Below are 24,332 nucleotides of genomic sequence, written 5' to 3'. Positions count from 1 at the left end.
TCTACAAGTGCCGTTACATTAAGGGCTAGGATTCGTTTAGAAAGTGATATTCGAATGTTTCCAGTTCCTTCAAATAACTTCCTAACACTTCAAAGCTATGGAGGAACAGATCAAATCAATAACGAAGCTGATCAACTTTCGGTATTTGATGTGACAGGCAGAAGGGTGATTTTTCTTAGAGCCAATGAATTGAAAGAAATGGGTTCCTTACGTTCTGGAATTAATTTAGATACATCTGATTTAACGAACGGCGTTATGTAATCGATATTCAGTCTTCAGGAAGATCTATTTTCAAAAGGCAGTTTATTGTTCAACATTAATAATCGTTAAAAGTTAGTGTGCAGATGGTACCTATAACGATCCGATTGACTTATTCTAAGTTGATGAGTATCTAGATTTTACTAAGTTTAGGGAAAGAAGCTTGCAAACATACCTAAATATGGAATGTGCTCGAATTCTAATTGGAGGAATCGCATTAAGTTCTAATCATACGATTCATGTCGTCAAATAACTCTCCTTCCAAAGCCTATTGGAAGTCTAATCTACGCTATCTAGCTGTACTCTTATTGATCTGGTTTGCTGTTTCTTACGGTGCCGGAATACTCTTTCGTGAAGAGCTGAATTCGATTCGTCTGGGCGGTTTTAAGCTGGGCTTTTGGTTCGCTCAACAGGGTTCTATCTATGTGTTTGTTGTTTTGATTTTTGTCTACGTTCGATTGATGAATCGTCTGGACAAGAAGTATGGATTTGATGAAGAATAAGTAAAGTCTAGGAAGATGAGTATTCAAACATGGACATGGATTTTGGTGGGGCTGAGTTTTGCGCTTTATTTTGGCATTGCCATTTGGGCCAGAGCGGGGTCGACTAAAGAATTTTATGTTGCGGGTGGGGAGTCTCCCCTTTGGCAAATGGAATGGCTACGGCTGCGGATTGGATGTCAGCGGCTAGCTTTATTTCGATGGCGGGTATTATTTCGTTTGCCGGTTATGACGGATCGGTATACCTGATGGGTTGGACCGGGGGGTATGTGTTGTTAGCCCTGTTACTTGCGCCTTATCTGCGCAAATTCGGAAAGTTCACTGTGCCGGACTTTATCGGTGATCGCTATTACTCCAATACGGCCCGAACGGTTGCGGTAATCTGTGCCCTTATTGTTTCTTTCACTTACGTCGCGGGACAAATGCGCGGAGTGGGGGTAGTCTTTTCTCAATTCCTCCAGGTGGATATTGAATGGGGAGTGCTCATCGGAATGGCTGTGGTTTTGGTTTTTGCCTTTTTGGGAGGGATGAAAGGAATCACCTATACCCAGGTAGCGCAATACTGCGTCTTGATTTTTGCCTTTATGGTTCCTGCTTTTTTCATCTCGATGCAGATGACGGGCAACCCGATTCCTCAGTTTGGTATGGGAGGAACGGTAGAAGAGGGCGGATACCTCCTCGATAAGCTGGATAAACTACACACGGATTTGGGATTTAAAGAGTACACGACCGGGAGTAAATCCACCTGGGACGTCTTTGCTATTACCTGTGCATTGATGGTCGGGACGGCAGGTTTACCCCATGTTATTGTTCGCTTTTTTACCGTTAAGAAAGTTCGTGATGCTCGGAAATCAGCTGGTCTGGCATTGCTTTTTATTGCCATTCTCTATACCACAGCACCGGCCATCGCTGTTTTTGCCCGAGTTAATCTGATTGAAACCGTTCGCGATCAAGAGTATACTTCCATGCCCGAATGGTTTACCAATTGGGAAAACACGGGTCTAATCGCTTGGACCGATAAAAACATGGATGGAAAGATTCAATACGTCCATGGAGCTGCTTTGAGTTCAAAGAAACCGGAGTTTTTAGAGAAACGAGGCCCCAATGGGGAACGACTGATCGCCAACGCCAGTGATTCCGCGAATGAGCTTTATGTCGATCGCGATATCATGGTTCTGGCCAATCCGGAAATCGCACAACTTCCACCTTGGGTCATCGCCCTGGTTGCCGCGGGAGGCTTGGCTGCTGCTTTGTCAACCGCTGCAGGTCTTTTGTTGGTGATTTCGACCTCCATCTCGAGGGATTTGATTAAAAAACAACTCCGACCGAGCATATCGGATAAAGGAGAATTGATGGCTGCCCGTATCGCTATTTTGGTGGCGGTTATTATTGCAGGCCTTTTTGGGATTTATCCACCTGGATTTGTAGCCGCTGTTGTGGCTTTGGCTTTTGGTTTGGCCGCCGCCTCCTTCTTTCCGGCCATCATTCTGGGAATATTTGATAAACGAATGAACAAGGAAGGCGCCATTGCGGGCATGATCATAGGCATCAGCTTGATGATGTTTTATATGATCCGCTTCAAAACGGGCTTTTTTGGAATCCCGCCCAGACCGTCCTCGGAGTGGTGGTTCGGTACGTCACCCGAAGGATTTGGCACCATCTCGATGATAATGAATACAGTGGTATCTTTGGTCGTATCCCGATTGACTAGTCCTCCGCCATATCAAGTGCAAGAGATGGTTGAGAATATACGGATACCCAAAGGAGCAGGGGAAGCCCTTGATCATTAACAATACGAGACCTTCCAATTCATGAGTAATTATCACATCAAGCATCTAGAAGAGTACTTTCAGGTGTACCGCAAATCTGTTCAAGACCCCAAGCGTTTTTGGGAAGAAATTGCCGAGGAACATTTTGTGTGGAAAAAAAAATGGAACGAGGTTCTTTCCTGGGATTTTGAAAAGCCGGAAATCAAATGGTTTGACGGGGCCCAGTTGAATATCACCGAGAACTGTTTGGATCGTCACCTCCCTAGTCGAGGAAATAAGACGGCCATTCTTTTTGAACCCAATGACCCCTCGGGGGGTGCACAGCACATCACTTACCGGGAGTTGCACGAACGCGTATGTCGTTTTGCCAATGTGTTGAAGAACCAGGGGATAGGTAAAGGAGACCGGGTGTGCATCTACCTGCCTATGATTCCTGAGCTTGCGTTTTCTCTTTTGGCTTGTGCCCGTATTGGAGCGATCCATTCGGTTGTTTTTGCTGGCTTCTCGGCAACAGCCTTGTCTACCCGGATCAACGATTGTGATGCCAAGATGGTGATTACTTCAGACGGCTCGTACCGAGGCGCAAAAACCATTGATCTCAAGGGAATCGTGGACGAAGCCCTACAAGATTGTCCAGGGGTACAAAGTGTTTTGGTGGCCAAAAGAATCAACACGGATATCCATATGGAGGCCGGCAGAGACCATTGGTTGCAACCCTTGTTAGAGGAAGCCTACGCCGACTGTGCCGCCGAAATTATGGAAGCGGAAGACCCTTTGTTTATTCTTTACACCTCAGGATCGACGGGTAAACCCAAAGGGATGCTGCATACCACGGCAGGCTATATGATTTATACCGCCTACACCTTTAAGAACGTATTCCAGTACCGTGAAGAAGATATCTACTGGTGTTCCGCGGATATTGGATGGATTACGGGGCATTCCTATATCGTCTACGGCCCTCTGGCCAATGGAGCGACGACAGTGATGTTTGAAGGCGTGCCTTCTTACCCGGACTTTGGGCGTTTTTGGGAGGTGGTCGAAAAACACAAGGTTACCCAGTTCTATACGGCTCCAACGGCCATTCGAGCCCTGGCCAAAGAAAGCCTGGATCTGGTTGAACGCCACGACCTCAGTTCATTAAAAATATTGGGTACCGTAGGGGAGCCGATCAATGAAGAAGCCTGGCACTGGTACAATGATCATATCGGGAATAAGCAATGCCCCATTGTCGATACCTGGTGGCAGACCGAGACGGGGGGAATGTTGATTTCGCCCATCCCATTTTCAACACCGACCAAGCCGACCTACGCTACCTTGCCCTTGCCAGGAGTTCAACCGGTCTTGATGGATGAGCACGGAAAAATCTTAAAAGGCAACCAGACCGATGGACGCCTGTGCATTCAGTTTCCCTGGCCCTCAATCGCCCGAACCATTTGGGGTAACCACCAGCGCTATAAAGAGACCTATTTCTCGGCCTTTCCTGGTATGTACTTTACCGGTGATGGAGCGCTTCGGGATGAAGTGGGGTACTACCGCATTACCGGCCGGGTAGATGATGTCATTATCGTTTCCGGACACAACCTGGGTACGGCTCCCATAGAGGATGCCATCAACGAACACCCAGCAGTGGCAGAATCTGCGATTGTGGGCTTCCCTCATGACATCAAAGGAAATGCCCTCTACGGCTTTGTGATCTTAAAGGAAAACGGAGAGGACCGCGATAGAGACAATTTGAAAAAGGAAATTAACCAGATGATTACCGATCACATAGGGCCCATCGCAAAATTGGACAAGATTCAATTTGTACCCGGACTGCCCAAGACGCGAAGTGGTAAAATTATGCGCCGTATTCTGCGTAAAATCGCTTCCAATGAGTTAGGAAACTTGGGTGACACCTCGACTTTGCTCAATCCGGAAGTGGTTGATCAGATTATAGAAGAAAGACAGTAAGCCATTCCTAAAAGGCAGGGCTTAGAGAATCTCCAGCTCCAATTCCATTTTGGTTCCGTTGATCAGCTCGACGATTTGCTTCCCAACTGGGGCTTCCAAATCTTGACCGTTCTGACTAATAACCTGCACGGTTTTGCCGGGCAGTAGATTTGTCGGATCCAAAATGAGTTTGAACTCCTTGTTGGTCTGTTCAATGAAAAGGCTGATCTTCTTCCCTTCCTTCTTGTAATCAATATCGATGGTGTTGTCTGCTATTTTTACAGATTCTAGTCGGGCGTACTCCCAGGTACTGGGCATTTGGGGAGTGAAGAGGATTTCTTTTTTAGAGGCCATCGGACGTATGCCAAAGAATTGGCGAACAATCGGTACGGCAAAGGAATAGATATTCCAGGCCTGCACGACCATTCCGTAATCTGGAGAAACCTCATACATACTCCCGGGCAAGGCATAGCTGAATGTTCTGGTCATTCTGTTGAGGTAATTCAGGGCTTGGTCCGGACGCCCATAGTTGTTTTCAGAAATCGCCTGTACTCCGGTGGGCAGGGTCATTACGGCCCCTGTATAAGAAAAGACCTTACTGCCTTCGAAGCTGCCATCGTCAGAACCCGCACTTTCGTCCCGGTCGATTCCCGTTACGAAAACTCCAAAGGGATTGACAAATTTTTCGGCTGTTTTTAAGGCTTGGACTGCCTTGTTGGGGTCGGCAATGCCCATTTCCATCGGGGTGTTGACCACCCAGTTGTGGTATAATACAAACGGACGTGCTTCCGAAGAGGGATTGGCCAATATCCGCTTGCGGGTTTCTTCCAATTCCTCCATCGCCCAAGGTTTGTTCAAGGTGTCTGCACGAACAAGGGCGTCTTCGATCAAGTGCAGGCTTTGTTTGTCGGTTCCTATAAAATCAGCATAAGAGCCGAACTCGGCAGACCAAAACTTTTCGTTGATCTGTTTTTTCAGGTTTTCCGCTTTGCTTCTATAAGCGTTGGACTTTTCCGTATTGCCCATTTCTTTACTGAGGAAGGCGGCTTCCTCGAAAGCCTTTTGGGTATAGGCCGCGACATCAATCATCTCACTGTCCAGTCCGTGGATTTCCATCATGCCAAAACCATCTGGGAATCCATTTTGGTCCTGATCGGTTTCACGCATCAACCAATCCAAGCCTTTTTCTATGGTCGGGTAGTAGCGCTTTAAGAAGTCTTCATCCCCGTTCCAGCGGTATATTTCGGCAATGAGAAGAGCAAATTGCGGGGTCTCATTGATGTTCCCCGGATTGAAGACGATTCCATTGGTTGAAACCTCGTGAATGATGCGTCCATTACCATTGGTGACTTCAGAAAGACTGTCTAGGAGGGCAATGGTTTGGTGTACGATTTCGTCTTGTCCAATGGCCATATACCCCTGCAAAGCGTATTCGCTGTCTACGCCAAACCACCAGGGGTAGTCGGGAATACCAGCGCCAATTCCACGTCCTACTTCAGGTACCTCTCTAATCAACCAATCGCTGTTGTATTTAAGCCATTCAAAACACTGCTGTAAGCTGCTGTCTGGAATACGTAAGCGGGTGTTGGCCTCGATGCTGGCATAGCGGCTTTTCTTCTCCTCCAAGAGCTCCAGGGGTCTTGCAAGTAGATCTTCCAATGTCTCTAAAGCGCTTTCAGAAGAGGTATAAGAGCCGGCAATGGCCAGGGTGATGTTCTTTTTTTCGCCTTTAGGAATAAGCAGTTTGTATCCCAATGATGCCTGTACGCCGCTTTCTCCTTCTTCCCGAGGCGCTTGGTCTGTTTTGATCACGGGAAGATTAGAGCCAGTGAGGACAAACCAGGGGTTCTTTTCGTCCTTGATTTGCCAGTAACCTTTGTCCGCGTAGAATTCGGCTTTGTCGTTGCCGTTGACCACACCGTTTTCTTCTCCTAACCAGGTCGGTCGAAGATCACTGTCTACTTTGAATTCGAAGAGGTACTCCACACTTTCGTCTCCCGAGTTTTCGATGGTAAATTCAACCAGCATGCCCTCTTTGCCGTCTGGTACATACTGGGTACGCTCTACTTTAAGATCCTCGGTCAGGGTATAACGGTGCAAATTGGCAAAAGGGTAATTGACAAAGGTGTCGGCCTTATCTAAACTGTACTCCTGATCCCCTGAGCTGATCTTGGCTGCGAAGCCATCCAGAAGCTTAATGGGATGATTCCAAACGCCCCCCATCTCTCCTTTGATATGCATCCCAGAGGAGGGAAGCTCCCATCTTGATGTCCGACGGAGTATAGGCGATCTCCAGCTGTAACATAAGGCGAAGCCAGGTACTTTTCTTTTCCTTCAATAAAGGTTACGTCCTCAAGAGATTGGGCAAAGGAAGTGCTTTCTTCTTTGGAGCAAGAGAGAATGACAAGTGCTATGGTGAGGCCCAAGGCCCAGGATGAAATCCGCTTCATAAAATAGAATTCAGGCAAAATTTAAGGGCCACCCTAATGGGGAGCAAAGCTATTACAGTCTAAAAATAGATCAGGCATCCTTGGAATACAAGCCCATGCGATTCCCTTCAGAATCCTCGAAATGGGCCATGTAACCGTCTGGAATTTTGATCGCTGGTAAAAGGGTCTGCCCTCCGGCATCTTTAACGCGCCCCAGGGCTTCTTCCAGCGAGTTGCTGACCTGCAAATAGATGATTGTTCCTCCGCTACCGGGCTGGTAGGCTTCCCCTTGGGTTAAACTGCCACCGCTTCCTTCTTTTTGGTGATCTATGGGCAAGAAGGCCGTCTTCATTCCCATGGCTTCCATGATTTTAAACTCTTGTTGAAAAAGGGTGGCGTAGAATTTGGCGGCGCGCTCAATGTCGGCGACGGGAATCTCAAACCAAGGCATACTGAAGTTCATGATGATATCAATTAGGATTGCCCTTGGAAGATATCAACTTTTACTTAAATCATGCGCAGAATTACACTAACTATGATTACCGGAACCGCAATGATGAAAGCCGTGGTGATCAAAGAGAAAAATGATTTCCAACGAGAGAACTGGTGCGCCTCGGATAGTGTAGTTAAAAAAATAAAGATGCTCCAGATCGATAAGATCATTTGAAGAAGACCGATCAGGGCCGAAATGGCAAGCAGCAGAAAATTGTCATTGATTACGGGAGTTTCGGCTGTAAAGGCCTCATCACCAAATAATAAAATGGCGAGAACTCCGAGGATGACGGTGAAAAAAGAAGGCACCATGGCCAGTACGGCTGCATACCGCGTGTACTCAAAGGCGCCTGAACCTCCAAAAAACCGTTTGCAGACAAAGTGCAGCAGAACGAAATATAGAGGAGCGAGCAATAGCATGCCCAAGCCACCGAACAAAAAGGCATTGATTACTTTTTCCGAAAGTTCAATGGAACCTCCCAATTGGCGCACAGAACCTTGACTTAAACCCGTACTTACCCCGGTAAAAAAGATCAACAAGAGCATTAAACTAAGGGGCATGCTTTCGGTCGAAATATTCTGCATCACCCAGCGGGGTTTCCTCCACACTTTAGTCAATACATTTTGGGCAGTCATGGCGTTTTTTTAGGAATGTGAAGATACGCGTTTTCGGTATTTCACGATCTCCCAAAGCCCGAGTACGATAAGCAGAGGAATCCAGGCCCGGCGCAGGGTCCAAAATTTAGCCCAGAGATAATTTCCGGCCAATTGGATGCTGGGGTAGCCTTGAAAATGAATGTCTACGGCCAGCGCACCGCTTTTTGGAGTACCGATGATCTTTCCGTCGGGATCGATAAGCAGATAAGAAGGGTAAGTGGTGATTTCTAAGTCACGAACATAGCTTTTAAACCTCCGGTTGTCGGAATAGAAGGTCCATTGGGGGTTGTCGTCTTGAATAAAAGTCCAAGGCGCCTTTTTTTCTTGAAGGAGTTGCTTGGTCATTGCGGGAGGATCAATACCGATGCTCATGATTTGCAACTGATCCCCATACTTCTCGAGCAGGTAGGGGAATTGTTTCATTTCGGCCAAACAAGGCTCACAGGACTGAAACCAGAAATCCACTAAGACTACCTTACCTCGAAAGCTGTTAATGCGGTCGATAGTTCGAAACTGATTCAGCATGGGGTGTTGAGGAAGTTCTCGGTCTACTTCTATGTTGTTGTAAGCGATGAGCAGGTAGTAGGCAGCCCCTAGAAAGATCAAAAGCCCGCCTGCACTTTTTAGTAAAAAAGTGATCAGGGAACGTGAAATAGTGGCTTTATCGATTTTATTCACAGCTTTTTGTCGGTTGGTTTAGCGATCCTTTACGCGATAAACAAATTTAAGACCGCTTTATACATTAGGCAGACTACTTTAATTTAAATCGATCAACGAGAACTTCCTGTAAACTTTTATTCCAGCGCTCAACCTCATGTCCGCCTTTGTAAATGTTGAATTGAATTGGTGAATTACTCTCGGAATATATTTTTCGGATTCCTTCAGCTTCACTTATAAACTCCGTCTTCCTCACTCCCGTATTGCAAGTAAAGCATCGGGTATTTTCTTACTGTAGTCCATTCATTCCTATTCACGGCTGAACCTAGTGTAGAAAAACAAATGTATGTTTTTATGAGTTCATCCTTAAAGTACTTCATGTGATTGCTGAAAAGGTTTTCTGTTCCTGGAAAAGCGGGATATTGTGGATCGGGTTCTACATATTCGAACAGACAGTAATGCATGGTAAAAACTTGTCCGTCTTCGGTTTGGATTGAGGAATTTGGGACTTCGTTGGTGTTGGCATAACTCCCTATAAAATGATGGGTTCTATTACCTGATTGCTGATCAAGGAGTCCAATGTTTTGCGAATAAATTCATAAGACAATTTCTCATCCCCATCGGTCGAATACACAATGGGATACTGCCTTTCTTTGCTGAAATTCACTGGCAAATAAACCTTGTGCTTGCGATAAGTTTCGAGATTCTGACTATAAATCGAATCGGTGTAGAATTGGGATTCTTGTAAAGCCGTCTCTTTTTGGTTTTTGCAGGAAGAAAACAGTAGAAGCCCGGTAATACTGCTTATAACAAGTTGCGTAATGTTTTTTCTCATATTGATTTTGATTGATGTTAATTTGTGCTTGTCCAAAAGTTATAGGCCAATCGAGCAGCCTGGGCAATGGCGTTTTCTCTTTCTTGATGCTGGTCGCGAGAATCCATGATGAATGCAGAAACCGCCAGGTGCTCACCATTGGGCAGTTCGATAATTCCAACATCGTTTGTGGCCCGATTAAGGCCTTGGTAGGTGTTTGATGTCCCCGTTTTGTGAATGAGTTTAGTGCCAGGGGGGAGTTTTCCTTTTAGGCGACGATCAAACCAGGGAGTCGATATCGACATGAATTCTTTGAGTAAGTTTCCGCTTGGCTCTGAAAGTACCTCACCTTGGTGAAATACTTTTAGGAGTTGGTTCATGCCTCTAGGGGTCGCCCAATTTTGGTACTGAATGGTGTCGTTTTTCATCTGTACCATTTCTGTTGTGGCAATGGCCATATCGGTGATCCCTAATGCGTGAAGCTTTTTCTCGGTTTCCTTGGTGCCTCCAAGCAAACGAAGGAGTACGTCGCAAGCGGTTCCATCGCTTTCCGAAATATTATACCTCAGGAGTTCTTTAATGCTCATTGAGGTCCCTCGAGGAAAGCGATCCCGTAAAGGACTGTGACCGTTGGAAGGGATGTATTCTGAAGGTGAGATCTCTACCATTTGATCCAAAGAAAATTCACCTCGATCAACCGCTTGTAGCATGACCAAAGCAATCGGAAATTTATAGACACTCTGCATCGGGAAACGCTTGTTTCCGAAATGACTGATTTCTTGGCCGGACTCCAGGTGCAGAACCGAAAAACCAAGTTGACCGTCCAAGTTTTTGTCTACGGCGGCGATTTGATCAAGAAGTCGAGCTTTGGCTTCCTGGGTGTACCAATTGGGTTCAAAATTGGACAATTGAAGAAGTTCCTTTGCATAATACTGAGCGCTTTCAGCGTCTCCGTTAAGTTGATAGAAATCCCCCAAATAGGCATAGAGATAGGGGTTGTTGGGTTCTTGCTGTAAAAGGGTATTAGCCATTTCTAGTAGTTGAGCGTCAAAGTGATGTTGGTCTCCAGCACCCGTGTGGTAGGCCACCGTCTTTAAAAAGCTCAAAGAATGTAATAGGTTAATATGCGCAAGGGATTCCGTTTTGAATAATCCATGCAGCCGACTTTTTGCAGCCTGCCAGTCTTCTTCACGGTAGCGACTCATAAAAGATTCGCCTAAGGCCCTGGCCAGTTGAATTTTTTGCTCCAGAGAAGTGTTCACAGGAGCGGAGGGGTTCGGGTCCAAGGGAGTATCTGTTTGATCGAAGAGGTAGTTTTTGAGAAAGCTCAAAGCAAAAAGGGAAGATTCGAGATCCCCCATAATCAGGCGAGCAGGATCACTGAGGTGATTGTTGTTGGCCAAAAGAACCAAGTGCAGATCTCGTTCCGGAACCTTAATCAATAGGCTGGAGTAGCTGTCGTACTGTCCGTAAACCCAATATACATCGAGACCCTCTATTTTTTGTTTGAACAATCCATAAGCATAGGGCAGATCTTCGGAAATGCCTCTGAATAGTTCTGTCCTCGAAGAAGAAGACAAAAGACTGTTGTTATCCAGCGCTTGACTAAAACGCAAAAGCTCCTGAGGATTTGCTGCTAAGCCCGCTGAAGAAGAAAAGCCGAACTCCACCCGACCAGGCTCGGCGCTTCCGTTAAAATTAAAGGGGAAGGCAAATTGGTCCCGTCTTCTGGCCACTTGAATATCATTCTTTAGGAAGTAGGTATTCTCGGTCTGAAGTGGTTCGAGGATCTCTTTTTGAAGAAGTTGATCGAAGGGCTCTCCTGTGGCTTTTTCCAGTACAGCCGAAAGCAATCCAAAGCGTCTGCTATAATGAAATTGCTTCCCGATTTGCCCTTCGGAGCTATGAGATAACAAATGCTTTAATTGTATTGATTTATCTATCTGGAATTCAGGTAAATAAGATGTGACAGATTTGTTCAGATCTAGCACTCCTTTTTCGGTCATTTTGAGCACCAAAGCCGCAGAATAGAGTTTGGTAATCGAGGCGATCGGAAACTCGGTGTTAGCCTGAACATTTCGACTCATTTCCCAGTCGGCGAACCCCCATTGCTTTTCAAAAACGACCTCGTCTCCACGAGCGATCAACGCACTCATGCCAGGAATTTCATAGAAGCTTTTAAGCTCCTCCAATTCCTGTTCAAATACAGCTCCACTTTGGAGGTCTTGTTCGGTGTAGTCTTTGCAGGAATAAAGCAGGGTGAACAGGATAAGTAGAAGGCCTGTTTTTTTCATATTCGGAGTCTTAGGCATACTTGTTGTAGCCTCAAGTTAAGTAAGTCTGGGTTGATTGAAGTGTAACAATTAGCCAAAATTTCTACAGATAAAGAAAGGAATTCATATGCAAGGGAATTGGCCAAGTGCGAGCACAAAGTATAACAAGTCCTTACTTCGAGGCAGAGAGGTTCGAAAAATGAAGGATTTGTTATTGGAATCTTCGGGTAAAACGGAATTGGAGTTTAAGCAGCTCTCAACGGTCGAAATCCGTTTGATCAAGGAAGAAATACGTTCGGCAAAGAAAAAGGAAGAACAAGACTTATTCCTCGTCTATTGCGCTGCAGTTTCCATGCTGGTTTTTGGCCTATTGGGTATTCTCTATTTTATGACCCTTTAACGCCAGGTGACTCAGTCTTCTTGAACTCGCCAAGGGGGATTCAATCGGTTTTCACCTGCCGAATAAAGTATCAGGAGATTTCCGTCAGGATCCTTTAAACGGCTTCACGCCAATTCCAGGGTTGATCGGTAGGATCGAGGTCAAACGAAATTTCCTTTGCTTTAAGGGCCTCTACTTGTGCGTCTAGGGGATCACATTCAAAATAAACGTGGATGCCATGTCCTGAAGGCAGTTCCTCAACTTTGGATAGAGAAAAGGTGGAATCGCCATCGGGGCAGACGAAACGGGCATAATGGGGTTGGGCATTCACAATGATCTTTAGCCCCAGCTTTTGGTAGAAGGGTACAGCAACGGCCAAATCAAGGGAAGGTACTGTAATCTGATTGAGTTTCATATGTTCCAATTAATCCCGAAGCTTAAACATGATATCCATCATTTCAATGGCTGGTGGTTCCGTAATTTCATAGGCACCCGGGATACTCTTGGCTAAATCACTTGCTCGAAAAGCTTGCATGGATTCAGGACTGTCCCAGACGTAAACGCCCCCATAAGAGTCCGGTTCGTCCAGACGCACGTAATATTTTTGGAGTAATCCTGGGATCGCCTGAAATTGGGGTTCACGCTCTTTGGCTCTTTTCAATAATTCCTCCTCTGCGAGTTTAGATTTAAGACGGATGATTTGTAAAAACATGGGTTATGGTTTCCCTAAAGATAGCCAGAATCAGCCCAATGGTATTTTAGTTGATCCACCAGTTCTCGTATGGGTTTATGGCTATTCAGTTCTATAATTTGGGCCTTTAGTTTTGTTGCCCAGAGCTGATGTAGGCGCAGTGAACGCCCTTCAAATGCTGGATCGTCATACTGATTGGCCCAATCCAAAAAAGCGTCAGACTGTTCTTGCGTCATCGGATCCCATTTGAGTTTGTCACCGAGTCTTTCTTCCTCCCGAAGGCGTAGACGATTCATACGGGTGGCATTCTCTAAGCGCAGAAAAACAGCCCAATCAAAAACCTCAGTCCATTTTTCGCCCCAGCTAACTAGGGAGCCGCTGACAATGACTTTTTGATACCGATCAAAGTCGTCCCAAAGGGCTTGATTCCTTATTTCGAGCGGGACCTTCTTTTGAAAGGGAGGGTCGGTCTTTTCCCAATAGTAGTCATCTGCATCCAGGTGTTCGGCATTCCATGCCTCTGCGATGGCTTTCCCTAAGGTAGTGGTGCCCGAGCCCGATGCGCCAAAGACGAGTATTTTCAACTTATCCGTAATTATTGGTTTAAAGGTAAACGATTAAAGACCATCCAGAAGGAGAGAATTTTCCACTTGTTTTCAATTTAGTAGCTTGTAAAGGACAAGCGCAACCACCATGAAAACAACTCCATTATGTGAACTTGCCCACATGCAGCTTCTGGACAAGTCGTGAGTAAGCTGCGTAAAATGGGCTTTAAGAAGACGGCGATTATGGATGAGGGAATTCTGGTTTGGGCTCAGGAGGGATATCCTGTGCGTAACGGCCAATAAGTCTTACTTTTTAAGAAGTTCTTGACGAATAGCCCATTCCGTCCAGGAGCCATCGTAGATGTTGAGGTCACCTCGTAGAACCTGTTCCCGGGCGAGGAGGATAATACAGGCCGATATCCCTGAACCGCAGCTGAACACCAAGTTCTTATCGAGCAAGTCTAGATCTTCAAATATTTGGCGTAGTTGTTCCGGGGATTTGTAGAGCCCCTTGTGTAATACCTCTGTATACGGCAAGCTGACCGATGCAGGAATGCATCCGCTCAATAATCCCTCACGAGGTTCAGGTGCAGTCCCTTCAAAGCGGCCCTTTGAACGGGCGTCTACAACGGTGAATGCCTGGTCTTGTGTATTCTCCAGGACATCCTCGTAGAACTTTATATGGTCTTTCCTTAGCTCTGCTTTGAAGTTGCCCTTTGCCGTTGATTCATGGCTTAGACCAGCGGTTGAATAGCCCTGATTTTGCCACTCTGGCAAGCCACCATCGAGTACCGCGACTTGCTCATGCCCGAACGTCTTGAACAGCCACCAGGCCCTAGGACTTGAAAAAATACCCTTTTGGTCGTAGACTACGATTTTGGAATTCGAATTGATTCCTAGTTTTTGGCATTCGTCTTCAAATTGTTGATTGGAAGGGAAGGTGTTGGGTAAATCACTTTCGCGCGAGGCAAAGGCTGTCTTGAGTTCCATGAATTTTGCACCAGGAATTCCGGCTGAACTCTCTTGGGCCATACTGGCATCGAGAATAACGAGGTCTTGGTCTTTGAGTTGGGCTCTAAGCCACTGTACGCTGACGAGGTTGTTCATTTAATTGGAAGCATCTAAACGTTCCAAATCTTCTTTTTTCGAAAACCTTTTGATGAAGTAAGCGGGAATCAAAATACAGGCAATCCCTACAGGACTTCCGTACTCCCACTGGATAAAGTTCATCGCAATGAGGAAGCACCCACAGGCAAAAACAAGGATTTGAATCCCGGGTTTGTCGAGGGTAAAGGCATAAATGAGGTAACCGATTCCAATAAGACAAAACATCCCAATGTTTATCCATTCTACCGTTGATGCACTGTAAGAGACAAAATAGGTAGAGATTTTTACCAAGAGAAGAAGCAAGGCAAAAACCGCTAATAAAGCAATCAGCCGAGAGCTCAGTTTTTTATTCATTTCGAATGAGTTTCTAATTGTAAATGCGATTCAAAGTAGTTCATGTACCACTGTAAATTGGACTTAACGAATTCTTCTCCTTTGTCTTTAAACCCCAAGAGGGTGTGGGCTTTTCCGCTGTGGTCAAGGAGTTGTACTTGACCAATGGTGATACCATCATCCATCGATTCGACAAGGCCTTGAATACTGTGGGTATTGTGAGAGTCGAAAGATTGAAAGCTCTGTTGGTCCTTGATCCGAATAAGGTTGTTTTCCAGGATGATCGTATTGCTATTGGCCTTTCTCGTTTTACGGTGATGATTATAGTTATACAGACAGGTTGCAATAAAACCGATTGAAGCAATCCATAATCGACTACGGCCCCCTTCGATACTCAATTGTAAAATATTGTAGGCCAGAATTCCTATGCCAGCTAGCCCCGGCAAGACTACAGCCCAGAGATAGCGCAAAAAATCAATTTTGGCCGACTGAAGAATATAGCGGCTCCCTTCTTTGGTAAAGGGGATGCGGTCTTTTTTTAACTTGGCATCTAAGGTGCTCATTGACATCAGTTTGCTTACTAAGTTAAGCAGACAAAAATTAAAACCCGTACAGTTTTCTACCCGATTTAATCTGGTCTTTCTCGCTTGTCTCCGGAAACAGTAGATAGCGCGGTGCAATAATCGGTTTAGCGGTTTCAATCACTATTTTGGTCAGAGACGAGAAGGGAAAATCAGGTCCTGCTAGATTCCGAAGGGGAGTCGATAAGGATTTAAACTCTTCCTCTTTTTCCGTTATAATCTGGGCAGTTCCTTTGAGTTGATACCCCTTTTGAACCAATATATCCAAGACGCTCAGACATACCCTGGGGTTCTGTTTGATATTCTTAACACTCCCTGGAGAGGCTATATTAGCTACCAAAATGGTACTCTGGTTTTGCCAACAAAAAATTTCTTTGGGGGATACATTGGGCACACCCTCGGCAGAAGCCGTGGCTAACCAGCATAGAACACTTTGGTCGATCGCTTTTTTCATGTCTTCTGTTAATTCCACGACTTTGACTTTATGGGTTGCTATTGGATTGGTATCGGTTGCGAAAGTGACTGGGGTTCTCAGTGGTCACCTTTTTAAAAATACGATTGAAATAAGAAAGACTTTGAAAGCCCGATTTAAAGCAAGCTTCACTCACACTAGCCCCAGACATCAAATAGCGTTTGGATTGGCTCACCCGGTACCGATTTAAGAACTCGACAAAGGTGTATTGGCTACTCTTTTTAAAGTAGCGGCAAAAAGCTTCTTTAGTCATAAAGCACAGCTCCGCCAATTCCTGTAGATCAATCTTGCGTTGATAGTTTTGATCGATAAAAGCGTGAATCAGACGCATGCGTTCCTGTTCCTTATTTCGGGCCCTGTTCAAGTAGGGTGTAGCGTGGAGGAATTCTTTTTCTTCTACCAATGCCAGAGCCTGAAGACTCTGTATCAACTGTAAGTACTGCTCAAAGGGCGGAAGACCCTCTAAGCTGAACAGTTGCTCTCCGATGTCCGCTGCCTCTTGAGAAGAAAAGACAACGCCTTGTTTGGAATGGGTGAAGAGCTCCTGAATTTTCTGCATTTCTGGAGTATTGACCAGGTGTTGCTCCACGAACTCTTTCTTGAGATGAACGACTACTTTTTGGTAGTCTGTACGTAAACCATAATCAAAATTCAGGTGAGGAATATTGGAGCCAATCAGGGCCAGATCAAAATGGGTATAGTTAGAAATATGATCTCCAACGTGTCGGGTTCCCTCCTTGGCTTTGATGTATACCAATTCGTATTCCGGATGCGAATGCCAGAAAAAAAGATCGCTCAGCCGAGGATTAAACATCATGCTGAAGGAGCGATCGAGCTGATTGGTGATGGTTTCTAATTGAGCCTTCATTTAATACTAAATTAGACTTTGAGGTAGCTATAAAGATATAAAATATCAATATAGTACAAGTAATGGCTAAAAACAGGAAAAGCACTCCCTGTATTAAGACGGATCTTTGACCTATAGAATCGAAGGTATGAGTAAAGACAAACAAACCATGGTTCCGGATAATCAGCACAAGGATATCCCCGGAAACCCATCTACCGCAAAGAGCAGTAATCAGAAGCTAAGAGAAAATGCGACCCCAGACCAACTACGTGTACTCAGTCAAGAGGATTGGGAGTTCTGGAAGCACAACGGGTATATTGTAATCAAGAATGCGGTCCCTCGAGAACAAGCCCTAGCTACGGCCGACTTCCTTTGGGAATTTGAAGAGAAAGATCCGGCGAATCCAGAAACCTGGTACACCGCTCCTCGGGCCGAAATGCAAATGAAAGAACTGGCTGGAACCGGTATGGTGGAGGTCTATAACAACCAGCACTTATGGAACAACCGACAGACACAAAAAGTCTACGATGCCTTCGTAGATATCTGGGGGACTGAAAAACTGTGGGTTACCATCGATAGAGCCAACCTGAACTTTCCAATCCGCCCCGGATTTGAATACAAGGGTTTTATTCATTGGGATTACGATCCCGAAACCAAACCTCAGAATGTACAGGGAGTGTTGGCTTTGGCGGATCAAACCGATGAGAACATGGGTGGGTTTCAGTGTATTCCCTGGCTCTTTAGAAATTATGACAGCTGGAAACTTACCCAACCAGAAGACCGAGATCATTTTCAGCCCGATATAACAGGCTTGGAAGACAAATTGGTTAAAGTGCCTTTAGAAGCTGGGGATCTACTTATCTTCAACAGTTCTGAGCCACACGGGATTCGGCCGAATCACTCCGGTGATAAAGTGCGGGTAGCCCAGTATGTTTCGATGATGCCTGCCCAAGAAGAAGACCAGGCTTTGCGTGATTGGCGCGTGAATTCCTGGAAGAACAGGATTGCGCCAGAAGGGTATGCCTTTCCGGGAGACCCGCGGAATTGGGAACAGACCAAATACGAGACGGCAGAATTGAATCCACTAGGCGAAAAATTATTAGGCCTTAAAAAATGGTAAATATGAAATGGAAAAACACCTTATTCCTCATTGCCTTATCGGCGGTAGTATTCGCCTGTGTACAGGAGAGAAAGGAAGAACCTCAAGAAGCTGAAGTCGTGAAAGAATCAAAAGAAGAAAAACGCCTTAGGCACGTCGTCATTTTCAAATTCAATGACGATGCAGCCCCGGAGGACGTAGAACGATTGAATCAATCCTTCAATGCCCTGGCGGATTCCATTCCGGTGATCCAAGATTTTGAATGGGGACTCAATGACAGTCCCGAGAAATTTCACCAGGATTTTACCCACTGCTACTTATTGACTTTTGCCTCGGAAGAAGACCGGGATAGTATCTATACTCCCCATCCCGCGCATCAGGCCTTTGTGGCCAGTTTAGGTGCTCATCTGGAGAAAGTCTTTGTGGTGGACTACTGGGCGAATCCTTAATCAAGATCTCTTTCGCCTCTTTCCTCTTTTGATGCGTCGAATAATGACAAAGATCAAGGAGGTAACGAAGAAGATGAGGATACAGAGAATAACCATCACATTGGTGACGCCAGGGATAATTGTGGCGTTACTTTCCATATGGCTCTCTTGATTGAATTCCAGGTATTCTTCTATGGTTTCCATACCCAAACTTGCACGGCGTTCATTGATCGTTTCCCAATTTTCGGTCGGTAAACTTTTAACCTTTCCCGTAAACATTTTGATGTCTAGCTGAGTTCCGTATACCTGCTTACGCCCAGTATTGATGCGGATTCGATCGGTTAAAAATGCATAATTGTTGGGGTTGGCATTATTTCTCTCTAGTTGCACTTTCATGGAGTCGAGAACCCGCTGTTGAAAGTCAGGATCAAAATCCGCATGCTGTACCATTAGCCAATAGCCATACGATCCTTTTTTACCCACAAGGTCGAATCCTGGAAATCCTTTTTCATTCAATATTCGTTCTGCAAAGGCCTTATTGTCTCTAAAAATGCTGTCTTTCTTTTGATTCCAGCGCTTTTGACTGATGTCTTCAGATTCGGGGGGGGTAGGCATTAGCCGCGTATTGATCTATTTTTGCTCTTTGAGCTAACTCTTTGTAGAGAAGGGTATCTTGAATGATTTGTGCAGAAGCAAATAAACTGACGGAACAAAAAAGGACCGTCATCAAAATGAACTTTTGATTCATGTGGATCGGTTGATTGATGATTTAATTCAGCCTAGTAGACGTTAGCAGGTTAATTATGTTACGATATTACCTAATAATCTTGCGCTTTATTCGACAAGGGATGCTTGTACAATGCGATGAAAGCGCTCTCGCAATCCCAAAAGCCGATAGGGGGAAAGCTGCATTATCATAACCTAAGCCATATTGTGTTGCGTATGGATTTTGAAGTAGGTGCCTACGGCTCCGCCCCAACCATATACTCTTCCAGGGTCGCCAGGATCTTTTACCGCAAAACCAAGCCCAAACCCTTATTCATTAGGAGATAGACGAAGATGGCCTGGCAGCGTTCTTTGTTCTTCCAGGTATTGACAATAGCCATTGGTATTTCTCCTTTGGTTTTAAATGAAGTGTAGTTACCGCCCGCGAAATGGCGCCCGATCAGTCCTTCCTGGATGCTGTCCAGAGAAGAAACTTGGTGACCAATTATAGGGGTATACTTTCCACGATCATCGGATTCGTAATATGTTAAGAGACTGCAGATTTATGGGGTACTGAAGCCATGACCCCATCGTCAAAGAAGCGACCCCAAAGAGCTCCGAGGTCTTGTTTTGCTTAACCATTCAAATTGCTCATTTCTAAAGCTAAATTGATGATCATAAGGTCTTCTATTTCCTCAGTCATAAGTTCTGATTTTTTGTTATTTCATCCGTAGAAGATCAGAACCACCTTAAGCCATATGATTTTATTAATAAAACTACTCTCCAATAGGAATCTGCTCACCCAGAAACTTGGGCTGTACGTTTAAAAAGAGGTCCAAAAAGACCTTGGTTCTGGCCAAAGCCTCTCTTGTTTTAACCTTGAATCCGCTGTAACCGCTAACATCCTCCGCATTATAACCTATGGCCTCGAGTCCAAATTTTCTGCCGATGTAAATGGCTCTTTCGTTGTGAAACTCCTGCGAAATGACTGTTACCTTCTCTAAGCCAAAGACTTCCTTAGCTCTCACCATGGAATCTAGGGTTCTGAAACCAGCAAAATCTAGGATGATTTGGTCTTTGGGAATCCCTCGTTTAAGTAGCTCTTTTCTGAACTCTTTAGGCTCGTTATAAGAAACATGCCGGTTATCTCCACTGACCAGGATGTAATCGATTTTACCCTGCTTGAAAAGCTTAACAGCGGCTTCCACGCGGTATAGGAAGAAGAGATTCGTTTTTCCATCACGCAGATACTTAGAGGTACCCAGTACCAGGCCTACTTTGTTCTTTACTATTGCTTCAGGCGAATTATATGTCAAATCGCGAGTGGTATACTCTATGGCCAAGTTGGAACGGAGTACGAAAAGTAAAAGAAGCAAAGGAGTAAGCAAGAGGGTGTTGCGTACCGTTTTTTTACTGGGTCGGGTTTTGTTCATTGCTTATTGAAGATACGGGAAATACTCATTATTAGACTTTAATCAGTCTAGACTTATTGGTAAAATAGTTCACCGGTGACAGGAAATGTAGTGACTGATTCTTAGGAAGAAGATTCTTTGGTTCCTTCTGAATAAACTACTTCGGATTCATAAATGCCCAGTAAAGCATTTTCAATCGGTTCATCTTGCTCTTTTTCTTCCTTCATCCGTTTGAGCTTATCGTGCGATTCTGGTTGAATCTCAATAACAATATTTCCCTTCTTGCGTCCACTGTCTACATGACGATGTGCAGCGACAATTTCTTCCAGAGTGTAGGTTCTGTCAATATAAGCCGTTAACATTCCTTCATCTGCCCAACTGCTGAGTTGCTTGAGGTGTTCGGTCTTTTCTTTGGTCATCATTTCAACGGTCACAAAGGAACCTCTGCGTTTCAAGGCTCGTTTGGCATCGGATTTAGTGGTTTTACCCACCGCATCAAAAACCAGATCAAAACTTCTCTTGCGCTTGCTGTAATCTTCAGTGTGGTAGTCGATTACGTCATCCGCCCCGAGCTGTACTACCATTTCTTTATTTGGCGCACTGCAGACGGCTGTTACTCGAGCTCCAAGAATTTTTGCAATTTGAACGGCATAGCTGCCCACACTTCCTGAAGCTCCATATACAAGGACTTCTTGTCCAGGCTTTAGACGGGCTTTTTCTAAGAGGTATAAAGCGGTCATTCCTCCAATAGGTAAGGCAGCAGATTGTCGGTGATCCAGTTTAGCTGGCTTATGGAGCAGGACGCCGTGTTTCCATTGTTCCGGGATGCAAACATATTCGGCATGCGCTCCGGCCTTTAGCATCGTGGTTGTACCAAAGACTTGGTCTTCTACTTGGAAATGTTTTACACGCTTGCCAACTTTTTTTACAGTGCCCGAAAACTCATGTCCCAGAATGGTTTTTTGGGTTTGAAAAGTCCAAACATCAAACGGGCCATCAACCAATAACCGGATGGAAAATCAGATGCGCGCAAGCGAACATCTCCGGCGGTGACGGTGGAGGCATGAACTTCAACTAAAATTTCATCCGCTTTGGGTTTCGGTTCCCGAACTTCTTCAACACGAACAATCTCTGGGGGACCGTAGCGACGGTACACAGCTGCTTTCATGGTCTACATTTTGGCTATGGTTGTTCCTAAAGGTAGACAGAATATTGATTAATAACTAGTTAGGCTCGTATGGTTTCAGTAGAGATTGGGCAAATTCAGCCAGGAATTGGTTTTTATCGCTTATATACCCGTACCCAATCCACTTCCATTACCGCCGAGTTCCCGAAGCTCTCAGAACTCATGTTTCCGATAAACCAGCCTCCAACGGCATTATTAAAAACAACTTTCTGCTTTTTAAGAGCCATTTGATCAATGTTGTTGTTCGCATCGGCCAGGTAGGTATGTTTTAATTCCCCTTCGAACCAAATTTCAATGCGGTCTGCTTTCCAGATCATTTCGTAAACAAAGAAGTCATCCGTGAGGTTAAGGTCTGCCTCGTATTCAACTTCGGTGTCTTTGTTCATATTAATTCCAGGGGTGGTGCCATAGAAGAGGTTGGATTGAAACTGTTTTGGCCGATTCCCGCGGGCTTCCAGAATATCAATTTCGCCCTGGGTAGGCCAAGGGTCTCCATAAGTCCAGAAAGCGGGCCACATCCCCACACCTTTAGGGAGCTTTAGCCGCGCTACAAAACGATATTCTCGGTCTCCTTCCAACTCGGAAAAGCCAAAGAGTTCCTTGCTCTCAATACGACCTGATACATACTCGAAGCTCTTTTGCGTGGAGTCCACATTGGTTGTTGGGCCTTGAATGACTTGGCGTTCCGTCCGGATGTGTAGAACACCTTCTTTTAAACTTAACTGTTCAGGTCTATAGAGTTGGATTTCATCATTGTACGCACCTCCGTACCAAACGTTCCACTGAGAGAGGTCTCGGTCGAAGTTGTCTTCAAAGATTATTTTCCAATCGCTGGATGGCGGGGAACCATTGTTCTTCTGTTTATCCATACAGGCGGAAAGAACCACTACAGCGCAGAGCAATGGGAAGAAGACTTTTTTTATCATGGTTACGAATAAAATATTAATCAAATAGCAATAGATCAGGTTCTAAAAAACTCCTTTTAGCCTTTGATGAATTGAAAATATCGAAACCATAAGGAGAAGCCATTAAGCCTTTAAAGTCGGTTTTTAAGCGAGGGTAAGTACTTATAAATGCTTGGAAATGCTTGAATTTATCTCGGCTGATGAAGTGGTTCTCAGCTTTGAGAGCCCCCACGGTAAGTGCAGTATTGTACTTGTCTTGTGCACCGAATGCATTTACATAGGCTTTGAGTAATTTTTGAATGCACTTTTCGGCTTCTTCTGCACCGTATTGCTGAATGAGTAGCCAGGCCAGTCCCAGGTGAGCTTGAGGTGAAAAAAGGGAAGGTACGAGAGAACACTCTTCGAATTGACTTAGCAATTCAGAATCACTAAGTTTTGTGTGACTTTCCATAGAGGCGAAAGCGGGATTTGAATTGAATGATTTTAAAGGTAGAAAGAATCAATCAATCATATACCGGATCCTTAGTCTCTACAGGAAGCACTGATTCTTTCGCCCTTTTCAAACTCAAGGACTGTTTGATCTCCATTTACGGCATAACAGATTTCTTGGCCGTTTTTAACTATACCGTCGTATTCGCAACTGTAGGTGAGTTTACCCTTTTCAAAACGCTGAATGAGCACTTTTTTACCGTCTTGGTCAAAGGAAGTGATTTCGTATTTTTCCTTCTTTTTATGGTAGTAGTAGATCTTTTGAAAAACCCAGGGCTTTTTTGGCTGGTAATAGGTTCTAAACTGGGGTTTTTCGTGATCCCCTCGGTAATAAACAACCTCGGATTGAATGACACCCATGTTGTAGACTTGCTCGTAGAATGTCTTTTGTTTCCCTCGTTTAGCTTGAACTATTCCCGTAAAAAGGCCGTTGGTGTCTTCCTGGTAGGCCAAGTCCTTGTCTAAGTAAACTTCTTTCACGCTCAAAGTGTCCTGAGCATACAGGAGGCCTCCCCACAGAAGGAGCAGGATTAAAAAATACATTTTCATAATGGTGAGTGTTCTCAGCCCTATAAAGAGCTATCCTTACGAATATATAAATTAGAACAACCCAAAGTTCTTTTGCCCCTCCAGCGATCGATTAAGTGGCCAAAAAAATCTGTGAAATGGTTCTGGAGTATCTTCATGATCGCAACCAACCTTTAAAGTATTTATTCTTCAATTTTTAAGTCTGTAATGGCTTCAGAACGTATAGACTCTTTTGAAATAATCAATGGTTTTGCCGTTTTGGAAACCCTTTCATGAATATCGTTGGATTTGGTCTGCCTCAGGAGTCATCTCATACCAAACACAACGCAGGTTTTCGGGGTAATCCCATAATTTGGGATGGTCGAATTCGCTCATGCGTGTCATCCCTATTTTTTGCATCACGTTTTCCGATGGGGAATTCTGAATGACACAGGTGGAAACAATGCGCTCAAGACCGAGGGTTTCAAAGCCATGGCTGAGACACCTCTTGGCACCTTCGGTTGCATAACCCTTTCCCCAAGCGGACTGCTTGAGCCGCCAACCGATGTCCGTAGCCGGCAAAAAATCCACCTCATAGGTCTGATAGGCCAGACCAATAAGCCCAATCCATTCGCCATTATCTAAGCGTTCTACAGCGTAATAATTATAACCGTAGGTATCGTAATGCTTTTGCAGCCGTTGCAGATAAGCTTCACTTTCTTCTCGGGTCAGGGTGGCGGGAAAGTACTTCATGACCGCCGGATCTGCACAGAGTGCCGCTAGTTCATCCAAGTCTTCGGATGTCCAGTTGCGGAATCCTAAACGCTCAGAAGTAAAAAAGTAAGGACTTTGAAGGGACATTTTAATC

28 protein-coding genes and 3 pseudogenes are annotated in these 24,332 nt (G+C 45.0%); 7 read left to right on the top strand and 24 right to left on the bottom strand.

Annotated elements, in window-relative coordinates:
• The 4 genes and pseudogenes from BST99_RS05160 to acs all read left to right on the top strand — a co-directional run.
• Positions 1–261, top strand: a 261-nt coding sequence (locus BST99_RS05160) for a T9SS type A sorting domain-containing protein (RefSeq protein WP_219843813.1), incomplete at its 5' end; no start/stop codon positions are given.
• Positions 262–497: 236 nt separating this feature from the next.
• Complete coding sequence (locus tag BST99_RS05155; RefSeq protein ID WP_105000849.1) at positions 498–761, top strand: DUF4212 domain-containing protein; 264 nt, start codon at positions 498–500, stop codon at positions 759–761.
• 15 nt (positions 762–776) lie between these two features.
• A pseudogene (locus tag BST99_RS05150) lies at positions 777–2,548 on the top strand (sodium:solute symporter family protein).
• A 21-nt stretch (positions 2,549–2,569) separates the two neighbouring features.
• Complete coding sequence (gene acs, locus BST99_RS05145; protein WP_105000848.1) at positions 2,570–4,477, top strand: acetate--CoA ligase; 1,908 nt, start codon at positions 2,570–2,572, stop codon at positions 4,475–4,477.
• A gap of 21 nt (positions 4,478–4,498) precedes the next feature.
• Here the strand turns inward: acs and BST99_RS05140 are convergent, their stop codons facing one another.
• From BST99_RS05140 to bla, 6 genes are all read right to left on the bottom strand, one after another.
• Positions 4,499–6,697, bottom strand: coding sequence for an amylo-alpha-1,6-glucosidase (locus tag BST99_RS05140; protein WP_105000847.1), 2,199 nt, complete (start codon positions 6,695–6,697; stop codon positions 4,499–4,501).
• A 279-nt stretch (positions 6,698–6,976) separates the two neighbouring features.
• Positions 6,977–7,348 carry a VOC family protein gene (locus BST99_RS05135; RefSeq protein ID WP_105000846.1) on the bottom strand — a complete coding sequence of 124 codons (372 nt, stop codon included), beginning with the start codon at positions 7,346–7,348 and terminating at the stop codon, positions 6,977–6,979.
• A 44-nt stretch (positions 7,349–7,392) separates the two neighbouring features.
• On the bottom strand, positions 7,393–8,013 hold the full coding sequence (locus tag BST99_RS05130; RefSeq protein ID WP_105000845.1) for a YIP1 family protein: 621 nt from the start codon (positions 8,011–8,013) through the stop codon (positions 7,393–7,395).
• A 9-nt stretch (positions 8,014–8,022) separates the two neighbouring features.
• Positions 8,023–8,712 carry a TlpA family protein disulfide reductase gene (locus tag BST99_RS05125; protein WP_146106207.1) on the bottom strand — a complete coding sequence of 230 codons (690 nt, stop codon included), beginning with the start codon at positions 8,710–8,712 and terminating at the stop codon, positions 8,023–8,025.
• 511 nt (positions 8,713–9,223) lie between these two features.
• A complete protein-coding gene (locus tag BST99_RS05115) occupies positions 9,224–9,526 on the bottom strand; it encodes an alpha/beta hydrolase-fold protein (RefSeq protein WP_105000842.1) in 303 nt (100 codons plus the stop codon).
• Positions 9,527–9,543: 17 nt separating this feature from the next.
• The gene (gene bla, locus BST99_RS05110; protein ID WP_181044149.1) at positions 9,544–11,799 is read right to left on the bottom strand and encodes a class A beta-lactamase; all 2,256 of its coding nucleotides are present in this window, start codon (positions 11,797–11,799) and stop codon (positions 9,544–9,546) included.
• Between the two features lie 178 nt (positions 11,800–11,977).
• Here bla and BST99_RS05105 point away from each other — a divergent pair, with 178 nt between their 5' ends.
• Positions 11,978–12,178 carry a hypothetical protein gene (locus BST99_RS05105; RefSeq protein ID WP_105000840.1) on the top strand — a complete coding sequence of 67 codons (201 nt, stop codon included), beginning with the start codon at positions 11,978–11,980 and terminating at the stop codon, positions 12,176–12,178.
• Positions 12,179–12,189: 11 nt separating this feature from the next.
• Here the strand turns inward: BST99_RS05105 and BST99_RS05100 are convergent.
• From BST99_RS05100 to BST99_RS05065, 8 genes and pseudogenes are all read right to left on the bottom strand, one after another.
• A pseudogene (locus tag BST99_RS05100) lies at positions 12,190–12,572 on the bottom strand (VOC family protein).
• A gap of 9 nt (positions 12,573–12,581) precedes the next feature.
• Positions 12,582–12,869 (bottom strand): antibiotic biosynthesis monooxygenase family protein, encoded by a 288-nt coding sequence (locus tag BST99_RS05095; RefSeq protein ID WP_105000839.1) that lies wholly within the window; start codon positions 12,867–12,869, stop codon positions 12,582–12,584.
• Between the two features lie 14 nt (positions 12,870–12,883).
• Positions 12,884–13,432 carry an AAA family ATPase gene (locus tag BST99_RS05090; protein ID WP_105000838.1) on the bottom strand — a complete coding sequence of 183 codons (549 nt, stop codon included), beginning with the start codon at positions 13,430–13,432 and terminating at the stop codon, positions 12,884–12,886.
• A gap of 267 nt (positions 13,433–13,699) precedes the next feature.
• Positions 13,700–14,500, bottom strand: coding sequence for a sulfurtransferase (locus BST99_RS05085; RefSeq protein WP_105000837.1), 801 nt, complete (start codon positions 14,498–14,500; stop codon positions 13,700–13,702).
• The gene (locus BST99_RS05080) at positions 14,501–14,854 is read right to left on the bottom strand and encodes a hypothetical protein (protein ID WP_105000836.1); all 354 of its coding nucleotides are present in this window, start codon (positions 14,852–14,854) and stop codon (positions 14,501–14,503) included.
• Positions 14,851–15,396 carry a hypothetical protein gene (locus BST99_RS05075; RefSeq protein WP_105000835.1) on the bottom strand — a complete coding sequence of 182 codons (546 nt, stop codon included), beginning with the start codon at positions 15,394–15,396 and terminating at the stop codon, positions 14,851–14,853. The genes BST99_RS05080 and BST99_RS05075 overlap by 4 nt, the downstream gene beginning before the upstream one ends.
• A gap of 37 nt (positions 15,397–15,433) precedes the next feature.
• A complete protein-coding gene (locus BST99_RS05070) occupies positions 15,434–15,886 on the bottom strand; it encodes a pyridoxamine 5'-phosphate oxidase family protein (protein ID WP_219843812.1) in 453 nt (150 codons plus the stop codon).
• A gap of 10 nt (positions 15,887–15,896) precedes the next feature.
• The gene (locus BST99_RS05065; RefSeq protein ID WP_105000833.1) at positions 15,897–16,754 is read right to left on the bottom strand and encodes a helix-turn-helix domain-containing protein; all 858 of its coding nucleotides are present in this window, start codon (positions 16,752–16,754) and stop codon (positions 15,897–15,899) included.
• Between the two features lie 127 nt (positions 16,755–16,881).
• Here BST99_RS05065 and BST99_RS05060 point away from each other — a divergent pair, with 127 nt between their 5' ends.
• Together BST99_RS05060 and BST99_RS05055 are read left to right on the top strand one after the other, a co-directional pair.
• Complete coding sequence (locus BST99_RS05060) at positions 16,882–17,853, top strand: phytanoyl-CoA dioxygenase family protein (RefSeq protein ID WP_105000832.1); 972 nt, start codon at positions 16,882–16,884, stop codon at positions 17,851–17,853.
• A gap of 2 nt (positions 17,854–17,855) precedes the next feature.
• The gene (locus BST99_RS05055; protein ID WP_105000831.1) at positions 17,856–18,281 is read left to right on the top strand and encodes a Dabb family protein; all 426 of its coding nucleotides are present in this window, start codon (positions 17,856–17,858) and stop codon (positions 18,279–18,281) included.
• On the opposite strand, the gene BST99_RS05050 is transcribed toward BST99_RS05055, so the two are convergent.
• The 10 genes and pseudogenes from BST99_RS05050 to BST99_RS05020 all read right to left on the bottom strand — a co-directional run bounded on the left by BST99_RS05050 (position 18,282) and on the right by BST99_RS05020 (position 24,325).
• A complete protein-coding gene (locus tag BST99_RS05050; RefSeq protein WP_105000830.1) occupies positions 18,282–18,875 on the bottom strand; it encodes a DUF6624 domain-containing protein in 594 nt (197 codons plus the stop codon). It lies immediately after the preceding gene.
• Entirely contained in the window at positions 18,853–19,008 is a 156-nt protein-coding gene (locus BST99_RS14450; protein WP_219843810.1) for a hypothetical protein, read from the bottom strand. Before BST99_RS14450 ends, BST99_RS05050 begins: the two co-directional genes overlap by 23 nt.
• Positions 19,009–19,741: 733 nt before the next feature.
• Positions 19,742–20,398, bottom strand: a complete 657-nt coding sequence (locus tag BST99_RS05045; protein ID WP_105000829.1) for a SanA/YdcF family protein — start codon at positions 20,396–20,398, stop codon at positions 19,742–19,744.
• Between the two features lie 101 nt (positions 20,399–20,499).
• Positions 20,500–21,240: an NAD(P)-dependent alcohol dehydrogenase gene (locus BST99_RS05040; protein ID WP_245916187.1), complete on the bottom strand. Its 741-nt coding sequence runs from the start codon at positions 21,238–21,240 to the stop codon at positions 20,500–20,502.
• Between the two features lie 9 nt (positions 21,241–21,249).
• Positions 21,250–21,330, bottom strand: a pseudogene (locus BST99_RS15100) (alcohol dehydrogenase catalytic domain-containing protein); the annotation flags it as partial.
• Positions 21,303–21,545: a hypothetical protein gene (locus BST99_RS14445; protein ID WP_219843808.1), complete on the bottom strand. Its 243-nt coding sequence runs from the start codon at positions 21,543–21,545 to the stop codon at positions 21,303–21,305. The pseudogene BST99_RS15100 and the gene BST99_RS14445, both read right to left, overlap by 28 nt.
• Positions 21,546–21,658: 113 nt before the next feature.
• On the bottom strand, positions 21,659–22,489 hold the full coding sequence (locus BST99_RS05035) for a glycoside hydrolase family 16 protein (RefSeq protein ID WP_105000828.1): 831 nt from the start codon (positions 22,487–22,489) through the stop codon (positions 21,659–21,661).
• Between the two features lie 16 nt (positions 22,490–22,505).
• Complete coding sequence (locus tag BST99_RS05030; RefSeq protein WP_105000827.1) at positions 22,506–22,919, bottom strand: hypothetical protein; 414 nt, start codon at positions 22,917–22,919, stop codon at positions 22,506–22,508.
• Positions 22,920–22,990: 71 nt separating this feature from the next.
• Positions 22,991–23,437, bottom strand: a complete 447-nt coding sequence (locus BST99_RS05025; RefSeq protein ID WP_219843807.1) for a hypothetical protein — start codon at positions 23,435–23,437, stop codon at positions 22,991–22,993.
• A 318-nt stretch (positions 23,438–23,755) separates the two neighbouring features.
• Positions 23,756–24,325, bottom strand: coding sequence for a GNAT family N-acetyltransferase (locus BST99_RS05020; protein ID WP_105000825.1), 570 nt, complete (start codon positions 24,323–24,325; stop codon positions 23,756–23,758).
• Positions 24,326–24,332 lie beyond the last annotated feature (7 nt).

Source organism: Aureicoccus marinus, assembly GCF_002954325.1.
GTDB classification, from domain to species: Bacteria; Bacteroidota; Bacteroidia; order Flavobacteriales; family Flavobacteriaceae; genus Aureicoccus; species Aureicoccus marinus.
The sequence above is the reverse complement of the archived record's forward strand: the minus strand, read 5'-3'. Positions and strand labels throughout refer to the sequence as shown.